Source organism: Paracoccus sp. J56 (assembly GCF_019633685.1).
GTDB classification, from domain to species: domain Bacteria; phylum Pseudomonadota; class Alphaproteobacteria; order Rhodobacterales; family Rhodobacteraceae; genus Paracoccus; species Paracoccus kondratievae.
Window position 1 is genome coordinate 133,715 of record NZ_JAFL01000006.1, and the last position, 21,102, is coordinate 154,816.

Annotated in this window: 22 protein-coding genes; 3 read left to right on the forward strand and 19 right to left on the reverse strand. The window is 64.2% G+C overall.

The genetic code is table 11. The features are described from left to right. The first annotated feature begins 22 nt into the window (after positions 1-22). A complete protein-coding gene (locus tag M511_RS06350; protein ID WP_085501705.1) occupies positions 23-1,036 on the forward strand; it encodes a LacI family DNA-binding transcriptional regulator in 1,014 nt (337 codons plus the stop codon). Positions 1,037-1,108: 72 nt separating this feature from the next. Here M511_RS06350 and M511_RS06355 read toward each other — a convergent pair whose 3' ends face one another. Continuing rightward, positions 1,109-2,476 (reverse strand): dicarboxylate/amino acid:cation symporter, encoded by a 1,368-nt coding sequence (locus M511_RS06355; RefSeq protein ID WP_085501706.1) that lies wholly within the window; start codon positions 2,474-2,476, stop codon positions 1,109-1,111. A 205-nt stretch (positions 2,477-2,681) separates the two neighbouring features. Here M511_RS06355 and M511_RS06360 point away from each other — a divergent pair, with 205 nt between their 5' ends. Further along, positions 2,682-4,370 (forward strand): sensor histidine kinase, encoded by a 1,689-nt coding sequence (locus tag M511_RS06360; protein ID WP_085501707.1) that lies wholly within the window; start codon positions 2,682-2,684, stop codon positions 4,368-4,370. Continuing rightward, on the forward strand, positions 4,367-5,698 hold the full coding sequence (locus M511_RS06365; RefSeq protein ID WP_085501708.1) for a sigma-54-dependent transcriptional regulator: 1,332 nt from the start codon (positions 4,367-4,369) through the stop codon (positions 5,696-5,698). Before M511_RS06360 ends, M511_RS06365 begins: the two co-directional genes overlap by 4 nt. Here M511_RS06365 and M511_RS06370 read toward each other — a convergent pair. From M511_RS06370 to M511_RS06455, 18 genes are all read right to left on the reverse strand, one after another. Then, positions 5,695-6,711 (reverse strand): nucleotidyltransferase family protein, encoded by a 1,017-nt coding sequence (locus tag M511_RS06370; protein ID WP_085501709.1) that lies wholly within the window; start codon positions 6,709-6,711, stop codon positions 5,695-5,697. The two genes, M511_RS06365 and M511_RS06370, sit on opposite strands and share 4 nt — an antisense overlap. 88 nt (positions 6,712-6,799) lie before the next feature. Continuing rightward, complete coding sequence (gene napH, locus M511_RS06375; protein ID WP_085501710.1) at positions 6,800-7,672, reverse strand: quinol dehydrogenase ferredoxin subunit NapH; 873 nt, start codon at positions 7,670-7,672, stop codon at positions 6,800-6,802. Next, positions 7,669-8,334 carry a ferredoxin-type protein NapG gene (napG, locus tag M511_RS06380; protein ID WP_010396587.1) on the reverse strand — a complete coding sequence of 222 codons (666 nt, stop codon included), beginning with the start codon at positions 8,332-8,334 and terminating at the stop codon, positions 7,669-7,671. The genes napH and napG overlap by 4 nt, the downstream gene beginning before the upstream one ends. A gap of 19 nt (positions 8,335-8,353) precedes the next feature. After that, entirely contained in the window at positions 8,354-9,568 is a 1,215-nt protein-coding gene (locus tag M511_RS06385; protein WP_085501711.1) for a cytochrome-c peroxidase, read from the reverse strand. A gap of 5 nt (positions 9,569-9,573) precedes the next feature. Continuing rightward, a complete protein-coding gene (mauJ, locus tag M511_RS06390) occupies positions 9,574-10,482 on the reverse strand; it encodes a methylamine utilization protein MauJ (protein WP_085501712.1) in 909 nt (302 codons plus the stop codon). 22 nt (positions 10,483-10,504) lie between these two features. Then, entirely contained in the window at positions 10,505-10,900 is a 396-nt protein-coding gene (locus M511_RS06395) for an amicyanin (protein ID WP_010396583.1), read from the reverse strand. Positions 10,901-10,983: 83 nt separating this feature from the next. Beyond that, positions 10,984-11,550, reverse strand: coding sequence for a methylamine dehydrogenase (amicyanin) small subunit (gene mauA, locus M511_RS06400; RefSeq protein WP_085501713.1), 567 nt, complete (start codon positions 11,548-11,550; stop codon positions 10,984-10,986). Positions 11,551-11,593: 43 nt separating this feature from the next. Beyond that, positions 11,594-12,193, reverse strand: coding sequence for a methylamine dehydrogenase accessory protein MauD (gene mauD, locus M511_RS06405; RefSeq protein WP_085501714.1), 600 nt, complete (start codon positions 12,191-12,193; stop codon positions 11,594-11,596). A 1-nt stretch (position 12,194) separates the two neighbouring features. Further along, a complete protein-coding gene (locus tag M511_RS06410; protein ID WP_085501715.1) occupies positions 12,195-12,755 on the reverse strand; it encodes a MauE/DoxX family redox-associated membrane protein in 561 nt (186 codons plus the stop codon). A 1-nt stretch (position 12,756) separates the two neighbouring features. Then, positions 12,757-14,001, reverse strand: a complete 1,245-nt coding sequence (gene mauB / locus M511_RS06415; protein WP_085501716.1) for a methylamine dehydrogenase (amicyanin) large subunit — start codon at positions 13,999-14,001, stop codon at positions 12,757-12,759. A gap of 88 nt (positions 14,002-14,089) precedes the next feature. Beyond that, positions 14,090-14,926: a hypothetical protein gene (locus M511_RS06420; protein WP_010396572.1), complete on the reverse strand. Its 837-nt coding sequence runs from the start codon at positions 14,924-14,926 to the stop codon at positions 14,090-14,092. 243 nt (positions 14,927-15,169) lie between these two features. After that, on the reverse strand, positions 15,170-16,033 hold the full coding sequence (locus M511_RS06425) for a LysR family transcriptional regulator (RefSeq protein ID WP_217809585.1): 864 nt from the start codon (positions 16,031-16,033) through the stop codon (positions 15,170-15,172). A gap of 86 nt (positions 16,034-16,119) precedes the next feature. Further along, positions 16,120-16,584 (reverse strand): hypothetical protein, encoded by a 465-nt coding sequence (locus M511_RS06430; protein ID WP_085501718.1) that lies wholly within the window; start codon positions 16,582-16,584, stop codon positions 16,120-16,122. 18 nt (positions 16,585-16,602) lie between these two features. Next, a complete protein-coding gene (locus M511_RS06435) occupies positions 16,603-17,517 on the reverse strand; it encodes an FAD:protein FMN transferase (protein ID WP_085501719.1) in 915 nt (304 codons plus the stop codon). Then, entirely contained in the window at positions 17,514-18,089 is a 576-nt protein-coding gene (locus M511_RS06440; protein WP_085501720.1) for a nitrous oxide reductase accessory protein NosL, read from the reverse strand. Before M511_RS06440 ends, M511_RS06435 begins: the two co-directional genes overlap by 4 nt. After that, entirely contained in the window at positions 18,086-18,910 is an 825-nt protein-coding gene (locus M511_RS06445) for an ABC transporter permease (protein ID WP_085501721.1), read from the reverse strand. The genes M511_RS06440 and M511_RS06445 overlap by 4 nt, the downstream gene beginning before the upstream one ends. Next, entirely contained in the window at positions 18,907-19,806 is a 900-nt protein-coding gene (locus tag M511_RS06450) for an ABC transporter ATP-binding protein (RefSeq protein ID WP_085501722.1), read from the reverse strand. Before M511_RS06450 ends, M511_RS06445 begins: the two co-directional genes overlap by 4 nt. After that, a complete protein-coding gene (locus tag M511_RS06455; RefSeq protein WP_085501723.1) occupies positions 19,772-21,100 on the reverse strand; it encodes a nitrous oxide reductase family maturation protein NosD in 1,329 nt (442 codons plus the stop codon). The genes M511_RS06450 and M511_RS06455 overlap by 35 nt, the downstream gene beginning before the upstream one ends. Positions 21,101-21,102: the final 2 nt, after the last annotated feature.

Below are 21,102 nucleotides of genomic sequence, written 5' to 3' on the forward strand. Positions count from 1 at the left end.
AGCGCAGGCGTAATCTTGGGTGATGAGGAACCAAAGCCCGCCCGGAAGGGCCAGATTGTCGGATGTCGCGCGGCGCGCCGGTGTGTCTGCCGCCACCGTCAGCCGTGTGCTGTCCCGCCCCGGGCTTGTTGCCGAGGCCACGCGTGAGGCGGTGCTGAAGGCCGTCTCGGAAACCGGCTATCGGATCAATCACGCCGCCCGCAACCTGCGCAAGCAAAGGACAGGATGCGTGGTGGCGCTGCTGCCCAATCTGGCCAATTCCTTTTTCGCCAAGATCCTTGACGGCATGGGCCGTGAACTGGCCAGGGCGGGCTATGACCTGCTGGTCGCCGACACGCTTGAGGACAGCGGCCGCCACACCCGGCTTGACCGTTTCCTGGATCCTTCGCGCGCAGACGGGATCGTGCTGATGGACGGACTTGCGCCCTTTGACGATCTGGCCGGACGGCCCGACCTGCCCCCGGTCATCACCGCCTGCGAATGGATCGAGGGCGTGGAACTGCCGCGCGTCATGCTTGATAACCGCAAGGGCGCGGAACTGGCCGTTACCCATTTGCGCGATCTTGGCCATGACCATATCGGCCTGATCGGCGGACCGCCCGACAATGTGCTGCACAAGGACCGGCTTGCGGGTGCGCAGGCGGCGGCAGGATCGGCGCGCATCACGGGGTTTCCCGGGGATTTCACCATGCAGTCAGGCCAGCGCGCAGCCGAGGCCTGGCTCGCCCTGCCCGCACGCGACCGGCCCGGCGCGGTCTTTGCCTTTTCCGATGAGATGGCCTGCGCCTTTATGTCCGGGCTGCGGCGCGCAGGCATTAGCGTGCCTCAGGATCTGTCGATCATCGGCTTTGACGATATCGAACTGGTCTCGCACCTGACCCCGGCGCTGACCACGATCCGCCAGCCCAAGCGCGAGATCGGGCGCAAGGCGGCGCAGATCATCCTTGACCGGATCGCGGGGCAGGAAATCCCCACCGTAACCCTGCTTGAGCCCGAACTGATGCTGCGCGAAACAACAGCCGCGCCGCAACGCTGAACGAAAAAAGGGCATCCTGGTGGGACGCCCTTTCAGAACCGTTCAACAAGGAACCATTCCCCGGAACCGGAATCAGTCGGCGCTGGCCTCGTTCAGTTGCAGGCCAGCCGGGGCGCCATGCAGATCATGGATCGGCTGGACATCGCCGCGCAGATCTCCGGCAAGGGCGCGGTCGAACTGGTCGCGGTCAAACGCGCCTTCCCAACGGCTGACGACAACGGTCGCCACCGCATTGCCGATAAAGTTGGTGATCGAGCGGCATTCCGACATGAAACGGTCCACACCCAGGATCAGCGCCATACCCGCGACAGGCACCGTGGGCACGACCGAAAGCGTCGCGGCCAGGGTGATGAAGCCCGCCCCGGTCACGCCCGCCGCGCCTTTCGACGACAGCATCGCCACCAAAAGCAGCAGGATCTGCTGTTGCAGCGTCAGATCGGTGTTGGTCGCCTGCGCAATGAACAGCGCCGCCAGCGTCATGTAGATATTGGTCCCGTCGAGGTTGAAGCTGTAGCCCGTCGGCACGACCAGCCCCACGACCGAGCGGCGGCAGCCCGCACGCTCCATCTTCTCCATCAGCGAGGGCAGCGCCGATTCCGAGGACGAGGTGCCCAGCACCAGCAGGATCTCGGCCTTGAGATAGGCGATCAGCCGAAAGATGGAAAACCCGTTCACCATGCAGACCGTGCCGAGCACCACGATCACAAACAGCGCCGAGGTCAGGTAAAAGGTCCCGACCAGCGTCGCCAGATTGATCACCGAAGCGATGCCGTATTTGCCGATGGTAAAGGCAAAGGCTCCAAAAGCCCCGATGGGCGCGGCCTTCATCAGGATATCGACCATACGAAAGACGGCGTGGCTGATCGCCTCGAACAGGGTGACGACCGGCTTGCCCTTGTCGCCGATCAGGATCAGACCGATCCCGAACAGGATGGCGACAAACAGCACCTGCAGGATATTGCCATCGACAAAGGCCGAGGTGATCGTCGTCGGAATGATGTCCATGACGAACCCGGTCAGCGAGGTCTCATGCGCCTTGGTGGCGTAATCGGCAACCTTGCTGCTGTCGAGCGTCGCGGGATCGATGTTCATGCCAGCACCGGGGCGGATAACATTGGCCGTAATCAGCCCGACGATCAGGGCAAGCGTCGAAAAGGTCAGGAAATAGCCAAAGGCCTTGCCGACGACCGAACCCACGCCCCTGAGCGTACCCATACCGGCCAGCCCGGTGACGATGGTCAGGAAAATCACCGGGGCGATGATCATCTTGACCAGTTTGATGAACGCATCGCCAAAAGGCTTCAGCGCCTCGCCCGTCTCGGGGTAGAAATGTCCGATCAGCGCACCGGCGAAGATGGCGCAAAGAACCTGAAAATATAGATGCCTGTAAAATGGCCGCGGTGCGTGAGCGACCGTCGCGGCCGTGGTGTCGATGTGCATGGGGCCTCCTCCAACCTGCGTATGACGGCAATGTGACGGCCATGATAAATTCGCAGGCGGCGGCGCCCAAAAATCGCGCGCATGACAGCAATGCATTGTAATCATGGCTTTTTACGCAGATCACTCCGGCGCATATGTGTGGTTTTCCGCACAGATCTGATCTGTTAGTGTGGGAATCCGCACAAGCCTGATTCCCGGGAAAACCATGGTCGCCACCGTCGATTCGCATAGCGAAAGCCCCCGCCTGACATTGCGGCGGGTGATGGTTGTGGCGGCGCTTGTTCTGGTGCTTGTCCTGCTGCTTGCCCTGACCTTTCGCATTGCGCAGGCCAGTGCCACGCGCGAACTGACCGGGCGGCTGGCAATCAGCGCCCAAAGCCGGGTGCAGACGCTGGAAAGCGTTCTTGCCAAACAGCGTGTGGTGGCAACCGTGCTTGCCGATGACGCGGCTGTGCGGCAGGCTTTGATGGACCCTTCGCGCGCGAATGTCGCCCGGGTTTCGCAAAAGCTTGGGCGGCTGAAGGAACAGACCAGCAGCGCGGTGATCTACCTGCTGAACCGCGACGGGATCGCGATCGCCGCCTCGAACTGGCATGAACCGGACAGTTTCGTCGGCTCGGACTATAGTTTCCGCAGCTATTTCACCGATGCGCTGGACCACGGTGAAGCAACGCAATTCGCGCTTGGTACGGTCAGCAACCGCCCGGGCCTTTATCTGTCGCATGACATACCGCAGGCGGGACACGCCCTTGGCGTCATCGTGGTTAAGGTCGAGTTCGAGCCGATGGAGAAAGGCTGGGCTGAGGCCGAGGAAACCACGCTTGTCACTGACAGCTCCGGTCAGGTGATCCTGACAAGCCAGCCTGCGCTGCGCTTCATGCCGATGCCGCCCCAGCCCGCTGGTCAGGTTTCGGCCCGGCTGGCGGTGCCGGGTGCGGATTGGGTGCTTTGGTTACGGGCGTCTGCGGCCGAGGCATCGCGGGCGGCCCTGCTGGCGGCGGGGACCTTTGGCTTTCTCTTTACCCTCTTTGCCGGCGCGGGGTTCTGGGCGCTGCGCATCCGTAGCCGCACCGCCCGCCGGATCGAGGCCGAGCGCCGCTATCGCGCCGATCTGGAGCGCGCCGTGGCCGAGCGTACCCGTGACCTGACCACCGAAATGCGCGAACGCCGCACCGCCGAACAGCGGCTGTCGCAATTGCAGGGCGAGATGGTGCAGGCCAACAAGCTGGCAACCCTTGGCCAGATCGCAGCCGGCGTCGCGCATGAGGTGAACACGCCGCTGGCCACGATCCGTCTGCTGGCCGAAAACGGTCGTCAGATGCTGGGCGAAAAGGACGCGCCCGAGGTCATCCGCAACCTGTCGCAGGTGCTGCGCATGACCGACCGCATCGCCCAGATCACCACCGAATTGCGCGGCTTTTCCCGCAAGGCCACTGGCACGCTTGGCCCGGTTGCGATCAAAGAGGCGCTGGATGCGGCATTGTTGCTGACTGCCAGCGGGCGGCGCGCTCAGGATATCCGGCTGATCCTGCCCGAGATCCCCCCGGGCCTGCGTGCGATGGCCGAAACGGTAAGACTGGAGCAGATCCTTGTGAACCTGCTGCAAAACGCCCAAGAGGCGCTTATCGGCCGTCCCGGTCCCGAAATCCGGGTCACTCTGCGGGATGACGGGGCGATGCTGCGGATCAGTATTTCAGACAACGGGCCCGGCCTTGCGCCCCAGATCGCGGCCAGCCTGTTCACCCCCTTTGCCACCAACAAACCCGAGGGGCTGGGCCTTGGTCTGGTCATCTCGCAAGAAATCGCGCGCGATCTGGGCGGCAGCCTGACCGCCGAGCCACCGCGCAAAGGCGAAGGCGCAACCTTTCATCTGGACCTGCCGAAAGCTCAATGACCGACGCTCCACTTGTCCGCCTTGTCGATGACGATCCCGACCTGCTTGAGGCGCAGGCGCAGGCGCTGCATCTGGCCGGCTTTCGCGCCGAAACCTTTACCGATGCGGCAAGCGCGCTGGACGGGCTGGGTCGCGACTGGCCGGGGGTGGTGCTGTCAGATGTGCGCATGCCCGGCATGGACGGGTTTCAGTTGTTCCAGCGCATCCATGCGCTTGACCCCGATCTGCCGGTGATCCTGCTGACCGGACATGGCGATGTGCCGATGGCAGTCGCGGCCCTGAAACAGGGGGTCTATGACTTTCTGACCAAACCGGTTGGCGGCGACACGCTGGCTGCGGCGCTGACGCGGGCGGCCTCGAACCGGGCGCTGGTGCTGGAAAACCGGGCGCTGCGCCGCCAGCAACAGGACAGTGCTGCGCGCGAAACCCGGCTGATCGGGCAAAGCCCCTTTATGCAGCATCTGCGCGAGACGATCTCGCGCCTTGCCGAGGCAGGCAGCGACGTGCTGATCCTTGGCCCCGGCGGCTCGGGCAAGGAAACCGTGGCCCGCGCCATCCACCGGCAAAGCCCGCGCCGCGCCCGCGCCTTTGTCCATATCGCCTGCGCCGCCCTGGACGAGGCACGTTTTGAGGCCGAGATGCTGGGGACCGAGCAGCAGGGCCGTGGCCCGCGCCAGCCCGGCCGGCTGGAGACCGCGCATCGCGGCACGCTTTATCTGGACGAAATCGAGGCGCTGGCCCCGCCCTTGCAGGCCCGCCTGCTGGCACTGATCGAGGCGCGCCAGATCCAGCCCCCCGGCACCGCGGCCCCCCGACCTCTGGACCTGCGGGTCATTGCCGCAAGCCACGCCGACCTGCCGCGTCTGGTGCAGGCCGGGGCGTTTCGGGGCGATCTGTATTACCGGCTGTCAGGCGCGACCCTGACTCTGCCTCCGCTGGCCGAGCGGCGCGAGGACATTCCCGAGCTGTTTCGCCATTTCCTGCTGGCGGCCTCGGCCCGGCTGAACCTGCCGGTCGCGCCAGTGACCGGTGCAGTCAAGGCGCGGCTGGTCGGTTATGGCTGGCCGGGCAATCTGCGCGAATTGCAGCAGTTCGCCGAAAGCCATGCGCTGGGGCTAACCCCCTTTGACCCGCCGGCCGAGGGGGATGAGGCCCCCGGGCTTGCCGATCTGGTCGGGGAATATGAGGCCGAACTGATCCGCGAGGCGCTGCGACTGGCCCAGGGCAATGCCACGCAGGCAATGGCCAGGCTGCGGCTGCCGCGCAAGACATTCTATGACAAGCTGACCCGCCACGGCATCCGCCCCGCCGATTTCCGGCCGGGCTAAAGCACCTCAAGCCGCGCGCGCAGATGCGGCATCCGTCCCAACGACGCGGCCAGCCGGTTTCGCCATGCGGGGCCTTGCTCTAGCGCGGTTTCATAGGCGTCGCGCAAATCATCGGGCCGTTCCTCGGCCAGAACGTCGATCAGGAATTCGGCCTGCGCCCGATCCTTGCGCGATTTCAGCGTATCAGGCCCGTCACGGCGGCGGTCGGCAACGATCAGCTTATGGATGGCAAGCCGCTCGGGCCTTGGCACCTGAATAAGAAACCCTGAACGATATAGCAGCGGCACCCGGATCGGATCGGCAATCAGGTAGTTCAGGTAATGCAGGCTCTGCGCCGAAACGCCAAGTGCGGGCAGATCGCGCAGCCCCTCGGTGCCGTCGAAACAGGGGGTCAGGAACTCGACCAGCGTCTGTTGCTCACCCTGACGCCAGCGCCAGACCCGCTGTCCGTCAACGGCTGGCAAAGGGTCAAAGCGCAGGTCGCGAAACACCTCGGCCAATGGCTCGGTCACCTGATCGCCCAGAACCAGCGACAGGCGCTGAAAGCTCGCGATGTCGATATCGTCGGTCATTGCGGTCTGGTCAAAACCGATACGGACGCCAAGTTCGCCTTCGTAACAGCGAAAGGCCTGGGTCCCGACCAGCGTACCGCCCAGCCGGAATACCCCGGCCCGTGCCATGGCCGAAATCACCTGACCAGAACCACGGTCGGTCATCAAACAGCCCTCGGCCCGCAGAATGCGCATCAGGCGCGAACGTTCGCGCTGGCTGTTACGCTCGGCCGCGCGCAAGGCCTCAAGCTGTTCCAGACGCGCGCGCAATTCATCGCTGTCCTCGCCGATATAGCGGTCGATGATCCGGTCCCCGAGGCGGAAATGATCGTACCAGTATTTTTTCTGCCCGATCGTCTTGAGCCGGGGCGTACCGTGCAATTCACTGACCGCAGCGTCCTTGAGATGCCGCAAAAGATCGGTCCATGCTGCCACAGCCACGGGGGAAAGATGCTGCACCATGATTACCCCACAAAGATAAATTCGTGGGGTAAGATAGCAGAACCTCTAATACCCCACAATAAATTATTCGTGGGGTAGAGGTTGCCAGCTATTCCGCAGCCCCGGTTTGCAGCCACGGCCGGCGGGTCGAGATCTGGAACACATCGACCGGGCAGGCGTCGATACAGCCGCCGCAGTTCTGACAATCGCCGGACAGGATCAGCGGACTGCCCCGCCCTTTCAGCGCCGGGACGATGACATGCGGCTCGGGGCAGATGTTAAAGCAGGCGCCGCAATCAGTACATGCGCTGCGCCTTGTGGCCGAGACGCGGACCAGCGCGCCCCGCCCGATCAGCCCATAAAATGCTCCGACCGGGCAAAGATGACTGCACCACGCCCGCCGCGAGACAAATAGGTCAAGCAGGAACACCGCCAGAATGATGCTCCAGCCAAAGCCGATACCCGAAATCAGCGCCCGTTGCAGCAGGCTGACCGGATTGACGAACTCCCACGCCACAGCGCCTGTCAGGGCCGAGGCAAACAGCGTCCCCGCCAGAATGACCAGCCGGCTGCGGCGGTCAAGCTTGCGGTCACGCGTCAGCCCGGTCTTTTCGCGCAGCCAAAAGGCCGTGTCGGTGACGATATTGACCGGGCAGACCCAGCCGCAATAGGCCCGCCCGCCAAGGACCAGATAGGCCAGTGTGATCACAGCCGCGCCGCTTAGCACCGGCCAGGCATGTATGGCGCCGCCGAAAATTCCCTGCACGACGATATAAGGGTCGGCCAGCACCACCAGCCCGGCGATGTCGCTTGCGGCGAAATTGCCGCGCACGATCCAGATCCCCGCCCATGGCCCCAGCATGAAAAGCCCCAGCAGGGTTATCTGGCTGAACCGGCGCAGCAGCCACCATTTATGGCTGCGCAGCCAGCCCCGCTTACCAAGGCTGAGCCGTCGGCTCTCACTGATCAGCGGGCCAATCATGCCGGCCTGCCCGCGCGGTTGCGCCCCGGACCGCCCAGACCCAGATCGCGCGGCAGTACCCGGATCGATGCATGGCCGGTGACGCAATGCTTTTCGCAAGTCCCGCAACCGGTACAATGGCGCGAATGCACGGTCGGGATCATGATCTTGCGGCCGTCCACCTCGCCCGGTTCAAGGGTGATCGCATCGCCCCGGATCGGGCAGACCCGGACGCAGATGCTGCAATTCATCCCCTTGTAATTCAGGCAATCCTCGTGCCCGACCAGCACTGCGACGCCCATATCGGCATCGCGGATCGAAGGTATCTCGCGGTCAAGCGCCCCGGTCGGACAGGCACGCGCGCAAGGGACGTCCCTGCACATGTAACAGGGTTCCTGTCGCGGGGTGAAAAAGGGCGTGCCAACCGCGGCCTCTGCCCCCCATTCAGCAAGCGACAGCGTGTCATAAGGACAGGCCTGCACACACAGCCCGCAGCGCACGCAAGCGGCCAGGAAATCGGGCTCGGGCAGGGCTCCGGGCGGGCGCAGGGCGCGGGCATCAGCATGCGAGGCCGATCTGACCAGCGCCGCCAGAGAGAACCCGCCCAGACAGGCCGCCCCGGCGCCACGCGCGATCTCTTGCATGGCCGTGCGGCGGGTCATCTTGCGCTTGCTGGATGCCATCCTGCGTTCCTTTCGGGCTCTAGTCGGTCGGGGCCGTCTCCTTGCGGATGCGCTTTTGTTCGGCCAGCAGCGGCTCATAGCGGCGGTCCGTCAGCGTTTCGAGAAAAGCCACCAGCGCATCGACCCGCGCATCGTTCAGCATCAGCCCCGATTGCAGTTCGGGCAGAGACAGGTTCTCGGCCACCTCGGGCTGCCCCCAATCCCGACCGGTTTCGGGATTGATGCGCGATTCAGGCCGGCGACTGGTGTATTTGTTGTAAAACAGAACGGCAGTGCGCAGGTCCTCGAACACGCCGTTATGCATATAGGGCCCGGTCACAGCGACATTGCGCAGGGTCGGCACCTTGATGCGCCCGGCCTGCGCGGGATCGTCGATACCGGGACGGGCAAGCAGCCCCAGATCGACATGATCCGGCCCCAGACCGCTGGCTGCACGGGCCCCGGGATTCACTGGCACGCCGATGTTGTGATATTCAAAGCTCGTGAAGGTCTCGCGCTCGACCACGCCCTGCTTTTGCAACTGGTGGCACAACCGACAGTTCCAGGTGATAAAGACGGTATAGCCGAACTCTTCCTGCGGGGTCAGGCTTTCTTCGCCGCGCTGCCAGCGGTCAAAGCGGGAATCAAAGGGCATGAATTCCTGGCTGCGCTGATAGGCCGCAAGCGCGGCCGAGGCCCCCTTGAAGGCCCTGTCCACATCATCAAGCGCGCCGGGACCAAAAAGCGCGGCAAAGCTTTCCTGATAGCCCTGCTCGTCACGCAGCCGCGCCACCACCGCCGCCTTGTCAGTCATCGCCATCTCGACCGGGTTCAGCATCGGCTGGCCGGCCTGATCCTCAAGGTCATCGGCCCGCCCGTCCCAGAACTGCCCACCCTTGTAGCGGCCCTTGGCGTCACGGTGAAACGATGGGCTAAGTGCGGCATAGCTGAGCGTCGGCGTATTGCGGTCACCATAGGAAACGCCGTCATCGCCAAGCGAAACCGCCCGGCCCGCCACCCCTTCGCGCGGGTCGGTAAAGGCGTACTCGGGATCATGGCAGGTGGCACAGGACTGGGTGCCGTTCCGCGACAGCGCGGGATCATGAAACAGCCGTTGGCCAAGCTCGGTCAGATCGTGCTGCACCTGCCCGGAGGTTGGGCGGGGGGTGCGCCCGGTCGCCGCGCCGACCGTTACCACGGCCCCGATCAGCGCAAGGACCAGCAAAAAAGGCGAAAGGGAGCGCGGAAAAGACATGGCGTTCAGACCCCGACCCCCTCGGGCCCGACCAGCGATGGCGCGGCATGGTTGCGGGCGCGAGTTTCGGCCACGATCAGACGATGGGCGACCAGATCGGCCAGATTGGCCAGTTGCGAAAGGAGTTTCTGTGCAGCCAGATCGTCGGCCAGCGGTGCAAGCACCCCTTCTGCCGTGAACAGCCGGTCATGATGGGGACGCAACAATCCGACCAGATCCGCCAGCCCTATGCCCTGCAAATCCTCGGGCGCGTTGATGGCGCCAGAGTGGATCAGCATCTCTTCGCTGACCCTCAGGCTGGCCGCACCCGAGCGCGCCAGCGCGGCGTGGCCGGTCGCGGCGGCGTGCAGGACCGCAAAGCCTGCCATCAGCCTGCTTGCCGCATCGGTGGCGTTACGGGCACGCTGAAACAAGGTGACAATGGGGACCAGATCGGGCGCAACCGGGGCCAGCGAGGCCAGATCCAGCTGCAGGGCGCTGGGGCGGAAAGGCGTGCAGCGCCAGCGCGCATCATGGGTCAGATCGGCGATACGCCAGCCTGCGATGGCCATGCCGCGCCCGGTTTCCATCAGATAGCGCAGGATACGCGGTTTGATCGCGGCATGGGCGCGGGCCAGCGCCTCCTCGGCCGAAGGGGCCGAAAGGCGGCACAGGATCTCGGCCAGCTTGCCGCCCTGATTGCCGTGCAGGCTGATCCGAACTGGCCCGGCGCCGCCTTCGGCCTGATCCCCGATCTGAGGCAGGTGCAGATCCTCGGGGACAAACAGATCCAGCTCCCAGATTTGGGCGACCGGGTTGCGCAGAAAGAAGCCGACCAGAAATTCCCGCATACGGGCGTCGGCCCGTGACAGGCTGATGCTGTCCCGGCTGCTTTCAACCTTAAGTGCGGCGCGGATGTCATAGGGGATCCACATGGGCGGCTCCTTTCCGTTCCGGTCACTCGACCGTCACCTTGGCGCGCATAAAGGGGTGGGGTGTGCAGTGATATTCATAGCTGCCCACCGCATTGAAGGTGATCGCATAGGCCTGATCCTTCTTGAGCATCTCACCCTTGAAGGCATCATCGCCAACCACGCCCTTTTTGAAGGCGACGTTATGGGGCATGACCTCGCGGTTGACCCAATAGACCGTGTCCCCTGCCTGAACGGTCAGTTCGGGCTGGTCGTATTTCATCTTGTCGATATTGACAATGATGGCGTCGGCCGGGACATCGGCGGCGGTCAAGACGGACCCACCGGGCGCAATGGCCCCGTCAGCCAGGGCAGAAAGGGCGCCGGTCGCCACCAGCATCACAGCGGCAAGCACAGACCGCGACGTTTTGGCAAAATTCATGGAAAAGTCCTCTTTAGGTACGGGGTGCCGGACGCGGCCAGGGCGCATGAGCCTCAGGCGGAGGAGCGCGTCCGGCGGGATCGTCAGCTTGCCTTGCCGACGATAGGAGAGATGGTGCAGTGATAGGTCATGGCGTCATCCTCGGCACCGAAACACCAGATGATGTCATTGGCGAATTCCGGGCGATAAACCGGCAGTTCGCCCTCGGTGTTGAGGCACGGACAACGGCCCGACACATTCGCACCGCAGCAATCGCGATAGGCGATCAGATAGCTTTGCCCGTCAGTCGGGTTATAGCAACTGGCCACCCAGGACGCGGTCGCAAGCTTGGTGCCCGGCGGGCAATTGGTCAGCGAACCGCCCGAGCAATCGCAGATATTGCCGTCGATCGAGCAGTGCCGCCAATAGTCGCAGGATTGCACGTCATGATCCTGCGGCTGCCATTTGGCGCGCGGATCCGCCCCCTCGGGGGCCGAGGCAGCATTGGCGCGGCTGACGCGGCCGCGGCGATCCACCGGCAACAACGGCACGATGGCAGCCCCCGCCAGCACCGCGCCAAGGCGGCCGATGGCACCCCGGCGGCTGGTGCGGCCGGCCACCCGGCGGGACAGTCTTTCGACCATATCGTCAAATCTGAAGTTCCCCAGCATCGTTAATCCTCCCTCTGCCTGGGTCGAGACGGAAACGGCCGGGTCAGGCCGCGTTCTTTTTGCGGCTGGCCATGAATTGCTGCAGCGAGGCAAAGCCGGTCTTGTCAGCCTCAAGCAGGCTTTCCAGATGCTCGCGCGTGTTGGTCAGCCCCTTGGCCTTGATCTCTCCATTCGCATCCAGCAGCACGCCATAGGGGATCTTGCCGACCTGGAAAGCCATGCCGATTTCAGCCGAAACGACATAGCGGATCTGGCCAAGATCATGGTTCCTGAGGAAACGCGCATGTTCTTCGGGCGCACCGTCGCTGATCATCACCACGCCGATCTTTTCGGCCCGGGCAATGGATTTGATGATCGGGAACAGCTTGTCGCAGACCGGGCAGGTCGGCGCAGTGAACATAAGCAGCGTCGGACGCCCCTCGGCCGAAGCACCGCCGATATGGACCGGACGACCGAAGTAATCGGGCAGGTCGAATTCGGGGGCCTGATCTCCGATATCGGGACCGTGGTCGGTGATCATCGCGCCCATGGGCGATGAGCGCTCATGTAAAAGCCCGATCTGGCGCATAAGGCCCAGCATGACCATGGTGACACCCAGAAAGGCGATCCAAAGCAGAATGTTCGAAGCAATCAGATAGGTCATGTCAGCGGCCTTTCGCTGTAGAGGTTGCGTTCTGCGTGGCGGAGAGCCCGCCCAGCAGCGATACGCTGAAGTAAAGAAGCATGAGCACGGCCCCGGCGATCAGCCCGGTTGCAAGCTCGGCCAGCCCGGCCGGACGTGCGGAGGGATGCAGCGCGGCCACCGCAGCCGCCAGCCCGGTCAGCAGGACGTTGCGACCAACGACCAGCCAGCTGATGCGTTGTTTCACGCCGCCGCGAAAACAGCCGCAGTCGATCTGGGTACGCCCGCGCAGCACGTTGATGGCGATGGCCAGACCAAAGATCGCAAGCAGCAGCGCCGCGACAAGGGCAGCGGGCCGCGCCAGCGCCGGAACAAGCAGCGCCACCGCGACGGCCAGCTCTGCCACCGGCAGGACCATCGCGACGGCCCGCGCCAGCCAGTCGGGCAGCAGGCGAAAATTCCGCACCACGCCATAGAACTCTTCGATCCCCGCGAGCTTGGAGATTGCAGCCGTCGCGAACAGCGCCGCAAGAAAGCTGCGTAGCGTCCAGAGGATCAGCGGTTCGTGCAAAAACGCCGCCATCTCATGACTCCATGTCATGGGTGATGAGGACCTGCGGCCCACGGCCCAGCTGGTTGACGCTGCGCAGCTCTTTGCCCGAGGCGGCGTCATAGATGTGCAGGGTCTGTGTCCCGGCCGACAAACCGTAAAGCAGCGGCTCGGCATCCTGGCTGACGTTGATCGAGTCGATCTCGTGGCCCATCTCGATCTTGGCAATCCGCTCGCCCGTCGCGGCGTTCAGCACCAGAACAAAGCGGCTTGCGGTTTTGTGCTTATGCTCGGCGCGTTGGTCCACCAACAGATAGATCCGGTCAGAGCTACGATGATAGGCGACCTGCTGCCAGCCACCCGGTACCCAGCCTTCGGCGCGCTCGGCCTCGGTCAAGGCCTCGATCGGATTGCGGAACCCAGCCTCTTCGGCGGTCAGATCCATCTGGTAAATCTTGCCGGTATAGGTCGGCCAGACCAGCCTGCCGCTACGGCTGGTATATGCGGGATGGTTGATCAGCAGCTCTTCTTCGGGGTGAAAGACCTTGCTGTTCGAGATCTGGGGCTCATCCCCCGCGATATCGACCCGCGCCAGGCTGCCGTCACGGCAGTTCATGTAAAAGACCGTCGGGCTGGCCGGAAAGATGTGATAGCAATCCGGCACATCAATCATGCGGTCGAACTTCTTGGCCTCAAGATCGACGATGCCAACCGCCGGGGCGGGCGAGAACTGATAGAACAGGAATTTCTTGTCGTCCGGCGTCAGCGCATTCATCCACTGATAGGTGCCGACCAGAAAACGCGAGTCCTTGGGCAGCTCGATATCCGCGGTAGGTTCCAGCGTTTCGGGATCAAAGACCTCGATGTAATCCGTGCGGATACCGCGTGCGATGCGCGAATAGACCGTGCTCGCCTGCGCAAAGAACGAGCCGTCATTGGCTGCGACCGGCTGAGGCAGAAAGCCGCCATCGGTCATGCCAAGGACCTCTCCGGTCGAGCCGTCGATGACGAACTGCTGGGTCACCGCGGCGAAATGGGCCGGGTCCTGCACATAGACGCGCCGGGCATCGGGTTTTGGCGCGTTCAGGATCACCGGCTCGTCAGCCTCACCCGCCGCAAGCTGGCGCGCAGCCTCGGCAGCGGCGCGCTGGCCCTCGGTCATTGTCTCGTCCGGACTGCTGTCCTGCGCAAAAGCCGCACCCGTTGCCAGCAGAAATGTGGTCGCGCACAGGCCCCAAAGCCGTGTGTCCTTGATCGTCGCTCTGCGTGAAAGAGCCATGGTTTTCCTCCCAGGGATGTGTTCGCCCGGCCCATCCGGGAACCCGGACAGAGGGAGAACAGGAAAAGTGAGAGATTTCAGTTAATTGTCAGATCATCGCCAGCAGGGCGAAAGCCGCGCCCAATGCGGTCAGGATGGCACCGTCAGCGATGGCTGCGCGTTCCTGATTGCGTCCGAGCCATGCCTGAATGGCGTAATCCGTCACCGGGAACAGGTTCACAGCCACCGGCAGAAAGCGCCCCAGATTGAACAGCGCGATAATGGCGATGGCCTCGACTGGGTTGCCGGTCAGGATTGCAGCTGCGGTCATCATGTAAAGCAGCGGCGTCTGCACATAGGTCAGGTAATCAAGCCCCAGCGACAAACCGTACAGTCCGCCGACCACCCATTTCGGAAACCGCTGGCGGGCGTCATGCGGCACCTGCGCCCGGCGCTGCGGATAGGGCACGCGCAGGAAATCCAGCTGATGCGCGCCATAAACCAGCCCGATCAGCGCCAGCACTGCCAGGCCAAAGCCGCTGGTAAAGCCTGAAAAGCCCAGCGACATCCCCAAGGCACCCAGCAACGTGCCCAGGATCAGCGCCCCTGCGACATAGCCAAGCCCATGCATGGCAAAGGTCGGCAGCCAGTCGACCAGCGCCCGCGCACCCTTGCCCGTCGGCCGCAAAAGCGAGATCGAGGAATAGCCGCAGGGTGACCATGTGGACAAAAGGCCGCCCAGAAAAGCCGCAACACCAATGCAACCCCACAGCGCCATACCCGAGCCGCTATTGTGCAAAATCAGGCCTCCGCCAAGCCCAGCCGCGATGGCCAGCGCCATGATGGCCAGCCGGCTTGTCCGGGAAAAGCTGCCGGGAAAGACGGTGCAGTCCGCTACGCCATCTGTCTGAATACCCCCTAATCGGAAATCGTCAATCGAAGTCACCGTCCGCCTCCTCTCGTTCGGTCCCCCGGGGCCCTGCGACCTTTCGCCACGGTTAGCGCCAAAGATCGCCGGAACCCGACGCAACCACAGACTGGAGGCTGTTGCCCGCAGGCGAAATTCATATTTCTGCAGCCGGGGGCCGCAAAAACGCCGGTTGCAGAGGAAACGAATCAGTTCGGAAGATAACTTAGTCAGTTCAATTGGTTGATTTCAGGGACACTGCGGGTTGACCTGCGCGGCAACTCATCCTTTGGTTGCGAATGTCTTTGCGTCCCGGCGCGCAGGGAACAGCGTCGCGCACCATTCCGACAGTCTGCGCGCCAGCGGATCGTTGCGCAGATGGGGCTGCGTCAGCAGCCAGATCTCGCGTGAAGCCGACATGGGCGTCACGATCACATTGTCGAGCCGCGCCAGATCCCGGGCCATCAGATCGGGCAACATCCCCGCCGCCCGGCCGCTTGCCAGCATCGCCCGGATCAGGTTCAGGTTCGAGGTCTCAACCCGGATCGGTCGGTCTTTGACCACGGTGAACAGACCCGCCATCTCGGGCGTGTCGGCAAGGATCTGGGGATAGGCGGCAAGCATCTCGGTATCCGGCGCCATGGTGCAGGGCCGGACCAGGGAAAAGCTGATCTCTCCGACCCGGCGCATCAGGAAAGCGCCGCTTTTGGGCCTTCCAAGGCGCAGGGCCAGATCGGCCTCCCATCGCGACATTTCGACATTGTTGTCCGAGGTATCGATGCTCAGCGTCAGTTCTGGCAGTTCGGCCAAAAGGTCGGGCAGTTTCGGGGCCAGCCAATGTTCGGCGATGGCGGCGATAGTAGTGATGCGCAGCACCCGTTCAGCAAAATGCTGTTGGTCAAGCAGGCGGCGAATGCTTTCAGCCGCTGATTCCATATCATGCAGCGGGCGCATGATCGCCATACAGGCCGCTGTCGGCCGACGCAGCCCATCGGCAGGCTCAAACAACGAGACGTCAAGGGCGGTTTCAATCCGCGCTACGCGGCGGGCGACAGTCGTTTCGTCGATCTGCAGCGCCCTGCCCGCCCTGACAAACGAACCAGTCCGATAGACGGCAGAGATAACCCGAAAGTCGTCCCAGTTCATTGCAGCAGCGCCAGATTTGCCCATATGCTGGGCAGTTAATCTGGTTTTCTGCCCGGATTAAAGGGGCTGTGCCCGACAAATCGGCATCAGAACAATCCATGCGCACCACCCACCGCCCCAATAACCGCGATGATCGAGCCGGCAAGCAGCAGGCGATGCATCCGGTCCAGCCGGTCGAAATCCGCCGCAGGGTCGGGTGAGGTCGCCATGCGCCGGTGCAAAAACAGCGGCTCGATCACGAAAAGCATGACAGCAAAGACAAGCCAGACCGCGAGCATGGCGTGCATCCACCAGAACGAGGGATCAGCAAAGAGGCCCCACATCGCGCCGCGCCAGATCATCCACAGCCCGCTTGCCCCGGCAAGCAGCACCCAAAGCCGCGCCTGCGGGGCAAACCGACCCTCGATCGCGTGAAAGGCGGCCAGCCGCCTGTCCGGGGGGTAAAGCCGGCGCAGCGCCGGTATCACCACCAGCGTCACGAAACCGACGCCACCAATCCACATCAGGACCGCCACGACATGCAGGATACGGGCCAGCGCCAGGTCGTCCATTAGCTCTGCTCCGCCGACCTAGCCTGCCATATGTGCGGCTTCGAGCCGGGCCGCGGGAAAGGCTGACAGCAGCCCGTCCAGCGCCAGCCTGTCCGGGGTCAGACAGCCCGCGGTCGAAAGCGCATCCGCAAGCGCCGCGCCGGGGGCCGAGACGCTGACCCCGCGCCACACCGGCCGCGCCGGCATACCGCTGTGCGGGTCGATGATATGCCCGTCCTGCCCACCGGCATCGAAACAGGTCCCCAGCGGAGCCGAGGTCGCCAGCGCCCGGCCGCGCAGCGCGGTACTGCCACCATCGGCCAGCTGCACTGGCCAGTCTGCGCCATCGGGCCGCGCCCCCAGCGCACGCAATTCGCCGGTGTCGATCAGGATATTGCTCAGCCCCTCGGCCTCAAGCAGCGCGGCTATGCGGTCGGCGACATAGCCCTGACCGATACCGTTCAGCGTCAGCGCCATGCCGGGGGCAAGCGTGATGCGGCCAGAATCAAGGTACACGCCCTGCCAGCCGATCCGGGCCAGCACCGCGCGACGCTCAGCCTTGGCCGGACGACGACCTTGGGTCGCAGCCTCGGCCCAAAGCGACCAGAGTGGCTGCACACTGGGGTCAAACAACCCGCCGCTTGCGCGGTGCACGCTGCCAGCAAGCGACAGGCATTCGATCAGTTCAAATGGCGGAGCGTCCAGCGCCCCATCCCGGTTCAGGCGCGACAGTGCGCTTTCCGGGCGATAAAGGCTAAGGATGTTTTCCAGCCGCTCGATCTCGGCCAGGCAGCGGGCGGTGATGGCCCCGGCGTCAGGGTGGTCGATGTGGATCGCAGCGCGGGCGCCAAGCGCCTGCCCGACCCAATGGCGCGCGGGCCGGGCCTGCAATGTGGCGGGCAGCAAGGCAGCGGCAGCCGAAATGGTCAGAAAGCGACGACGGGAAAGGCTCATGTCGCAGGCTCCTCGGGTTGGTTCAGTGCGCGCAGGCGGTCCTGGAATTCAGCCTCGGAGCCGCTGTCGGCGGCGGCATCCCCGGGCGTCAGGACCATTGCGTCGGGGATGTCATTCAGACGCATGACCTGACCGCCATGCGCAGCGGCAAACTGCTCGGCCGCGGCGCGGCTGGAAAAAGGCACCGCCTCGGGCGCGCCCATACCGCCCATGCGGGACGAGCCAAGGACATAGAACGCATCCCCCGCAGCAATCCAGTTGCCCTGCCCCGGCTCGTCCCAGCTGGCACCGGGGCGGGCCATGTCATTGACGTGGATGGCAAGGATCGGGTGGCTTTGCTCGGGCATCCGGGCATAGGCGATGGCATCGCGGACCTGGCTGAAAAACAGTGGCGTCCCCGGCAGGCCCTTAAGATGCACCTGCGCCTTGGGGCCGGGATGTTCAAGCAGGTTCATCTGGCAGAAATGGCCCAGTGTTTCGGCATTCAGCTCGACCGGGTCGGTGTTCTGCGCGACCTCTTCGCGGCAGGCGGCAAGGCCGCAAAGCAGGATGAACACAAACGCCTTTCTCATGGCGTGACCTTTCGGAAAGCGGCAATGGCAAGCCCCAGTGCAGCCAGCGGCCAAAGAACCACCGACAGCGCCGATTGCCATAGCGGGATCGTCGCAGCAGCCCCGCCCATGCCAGCGGCGGCATTGGCAGCCTCGGCCGCGGCAAGGTTGAAAAGGCGAAAGGCGTCGGCGGGATTGGCAAGCAGCGCCACCGGCAGCACCCGGCCCGTCAGCGGTCCACCACCATCGGCAACGATCATCGCAAGCAGGCCCAGATCGTAAAGCACGACCAGACCCAGCCACAGCCCGACCGCAAGCCCCGCCGCACCGGACGGCCGCCGGGCAAGGCAGGACAGCGCATAGCCGACGCCGAGGAACGTGGCACCAAGCAACGTGGAGCTCCACATCAGTCGCCATAGCGCCGGCAGCCCCGCTGTCGAGGCGGGATCGACCCAGACCGCCGCCAGCGCCGCCGCGCCATAGCCCGCCCCCACCGCCAGTGCGAGGATCGCCATATGCGCGACAAGCTTGCCGGCCAGCACCTCGGCCCGGGCGACCGGATAGGTCAAAAGCAGCGGCAGGGTGCCACGCTCGACCTCTCCGGCAATGGCATCAAAGCTCATCAGCAGCGCAAGCAGCGGCACCAGATAGACAGCCAGCGAGGTCAGCGAAACCACTGTGACCGACAGCCGGTCGGCGCCGATATCGCCGGTGGGCGCAGCACCTGCCGCCGCCAGAACCAGTGCAAAAATCACCATCAGACCAATAGCAATCGCCACCCAGCGGTTGCGCAACGCGATGCGGAACTCAAGCGCGGCGGTGGAAAGGATGCGGCGGATCATTGCCCGTCTCTCCGGCTGAAATGGCTGTAGATGTCCTCAAGGCTGGGCGGGATCACCTCAAGATCCGCGACCTGCGGCCCAAGCGTGGCGATATGCGCAAGCAGCGCCAGCTTTTCCGTTTGGGCGCAGGTCAGATGCAGCGTTCCGTCATCCGCCTGCCGCGCCTGCGGCAGCGCGGCGGCCAGCGCAGCAGCCGCATCGGGCGCGGGGGTGACGATCAGCGCAACCGGCAGCGCAGCGCGGCGGCGCAGATCGGAAAGCGTGCCTTCGGCCACCAGCCGACCCTGCGACAGGATCAAGATACGATCAGTACGGGCCTCGACCTCGGTCAGCGCATGTGAGGACAAAAGGATCGCCGCCCCTTCGGCCGCGAGCCCGTCGAGAAGCGCATAGAAATCGCGCCGCGACACCGGGTCCAGCCCCGAGGTCGGCTCATCCAGCACCAGCAGCCCTGGCCGTCCGATCAGCGCTTGGGCCAAACCGACGCGCTGGCGCATGCCCTTGGAATAGGTGCCGATGCGCCGCCCTGCCGCCCGGCCCAGCCCGACCCGCTCAAGCAGTTCCGACGCCCGGCGCGGGCTTTCGCCACGCAGCGAAAGATAATGGCGGATCTGTTCCTCTCCGGTCAGGGCGGGGTGAAAGGCCGCATTCTCGGGCAGATAGGCTACCTGCGCGCGGGCACGGGCCGAACCGGGCGCGGCACCGCAGACCTGCACCTGCCCCCCGTCGAAAGGGATCAGGCCAAGGATGATCTTCATCATCGTCGATTTGCCCGCACCGTTATGGCCCAAAAGCGCGACGCGCATCCCCGGCCCAAGGCTCAGCGACACCTCGCTGAGCGCGCTCACGCCCTGAAAGCGTTTAGTGAGTCGCGAGATCGTCAGGGTCGAATTCATCATAAGTTCCTTTTGCCCATCGCCCGGCAACCTCTTGCTCATAGGCCTCGATCTCGGGCGGGACGGGGATGGAGAGCGGCCGCATCAGCGGCGCGCTGTCCTGAACGCCGCCCGGCAGGGTGGCGGGAAAGCTTTGCTGGCTCCAACGGATCAGCTGTACGGCGGGCGCACCGGTCAGCAGCGCGGCGGCAGGCTGAGACCATAGGATGTGATCCATCAGGTCATTCGGGCGATAGACCCCGTCGGCAATCCCGTCGCCGTTCAGGTCAAAGCCCGGATGATCGGACCAGAAATTGCCCCGCCCGTCATGGCTCCATTCCACATGGCGGGTGCCGACATATTTCACCTGCTCGCGGTTGCCGATAAAGGCGTTCCCGGTCAGCACGTTACGTTCCGACCCCGCGGTAAAGTGAATGCCGATGCCGCAATCCTGAAAGCGGTTCTTCCAGATCAGGTTGCGATGGGCGTTGTAGATGAAAAGGCATTTCCGCGTGCCGCCCCGGATCAGGTTGCCGGTCACGTCGGCATTGTTGGCATAGTTCAGCATCAGCCCGTGTTCGCGGTCGCCAAGGCTGAAATTATCCCGGATCACCGCCCGGTCCGAAAACATGATGGCATAGCCAAGATGGTTGCCGATGCTGATATTGCCCGACACCTCGGTATTGCGGGTATACATGAAATGCACCGCAAAGCGCAGGTCGCGAAACAGGTTGCCGCGATAGATGCTGTCGGCGCTGGCGTTGGAAAAGATGCCGTCGCGGCCATGGCGGATGCTGTTGCCCTCGATCAGCGTGCCCGGACTGTTCCAGACATAGATGCCGTTGCCCCGCTCATTCATATGGGGGTGGCGGGTGCCGATAATCTCATTGCCGATGACCTGGGCGTCGCGGCCGCCATGCACGTCGATGCCATGCATATTGCCGCTAAGCCTCAGCCCGCGGATCTGGGCCCTGTCGGCGCCCTTGAGGATCTTGACCCCGGCGTCGAGGTCCTTGTTCACCCCGCCCGAACCGGTGACGGAAAAGCCGCGCAAAGTGACATCGGGTGCGGCAATGGTGATGACCGTGCCCTGCCCGTGCCCGTCCACGACCGCACCGGGCGTGCCTGTGACGGTCAGCGGCCGATCAATGGTGACGGGACCGGCATGGGTCCCGTCCTGCAGTTGCAGCACATCGCCGGGCACAGCCCCGGCGATGGCGCGCGCCAGACTGTCCCCGCCCGGCATGACGACATGCTCGGCGGCCAGCGCCGGACAGGCCAGCAGCAGGGCAAGGATCGGGGACAGCCAGCGCATCG